Below are 1,077 nucleotides of genomic sequence, written 5' to 3'. Positions count from 1 at the left end.
CTTCCGCCTCTTTGACTAATTTCTCTGCATTTTCTAACGCAGGATCTTTATCCTGTCCTCCAACATCCGGTTTGTCTTTTCCTGTATTGCCTTGATTGTCTGTAGGGTCTGTTGGAGTTGGTTGTTCTGGATCTGTTGACGGATTTCCGCCATTCTCGGGAATTTCAATGGGATTAACGGCATCTAATCTTTCTTTCAGTGCTTCTTGTTCTTTATCTTTAGGTAGGTTTTTTAATGCTTCTTCTGCCTTTGTTTTTGCGTCTTTTATTGCTTGATTTGCTTCTTCAAGGGCTAACCTTTCTTCGTCTGTGATTTGGTTATCTTCTTTTGCTTTTTTAAGAAGATCTTTGACTTGTTGGTAGGATTTTTCGGCGGCTTCAACTGCTTCTTTGGCGGCGGTAATCTTAGTGCTTTCTACCCCCCCCCCAAGTATGGGATGATCCCTTGCCACCACTGCTTCCACCGCCTGCGGCTAATGCAATGCCTCCGAGCAATGCTGCTGCACCGGCTGCATATGCCCAAGGGCTAAAACTTTGTCCATTTTCTAAGCTGGTTGTTAATGTTCCACTGGCAATGTCGTTGCTACTAAAACCACTCATTTCCGCTTCAACTTGGGTAACGATTACTTTGCCTTGCTCTGTGCCTTGTGCCGCACTGTCAAACACCGCAAAGCATTGCTGTTCTGCGCTGCATTCGCCCCAAAATTCATCTATGATAACTTCAATCTTGTCTTTTTTGCTTTTTATGATGAGATCACTGCCTGAACGGGAAACTTGTAAATCTTCTGGAGTTTTCCCCGTTTCACTGTCTATAACGTGATACTCTTCCCCAGCAACAGCTAATTCAACATATTTGCCTTTTTTGGCAACTTTGCTTAAATCAATTCGCTGTCCTGATTTTGCTTTGATTAAAATTAGACTCATTAGAGCCCTCCTTTTTTGGCTGATGATAAATTTATTTAACGTTTTTCTTGTGCCATCTAATCTATAAAAATTGAAGATGATCCCTATTCGTTATAGTTATCTACAATAAAAATAGATTAAACTATCTACAAGAGTGCGAATACTATCTAATAAA

At 40.9% G+C, this 1,077-nt stretch carries 2 protein-coding genes; both read right to left on the bottom strand.

The genetic code is table 11. From position 1 onward, the window contains the following. Positions 1 to 451: GA-like domain-containing protein (locus P375_RS12485; RefSeq protein WP_209434831.1), on the bottom strand; the 451-nt coding region annotated here is incomplete at its 3' end. Further along, a complete protein-coding gene (locus P375_RS11925; RefSeq protein ID WP_039137332.1) occupies positions 405 to 923 on the bottom strand; it encodes a hypothetical protein in 519 nt (172 codons plus the stop codon). The genes P375_RS12485 and P375_RS11925, both read right to left, overlap by 47 nt. Positions 924 to 1,077 lie beyond the last annotated feature (154 nt).

Source organism: Gallibacterium genomosp. 2, from assembly GCF_000771895.1.
GTDB lineage: Bacteria > Pseudomonadota > Gammaproteobacteria > Enterobacterales > Pasteurellaceae > Gallibacterium.
Note: the sequence above shows the minus strand (reverse complement) of the source record. Positions and strands in the feature narration are given on the sequence as shown.

Excerpts from the sequence above, each read along its gene's own strand:
- P375_RS11925 (WP_039137332.1), bottom strand. The coding sequence starts at position 923 with ATGAGTCTAATTTTAATCAAAGCAAAATCAGGACAGCGAATTGATTTA.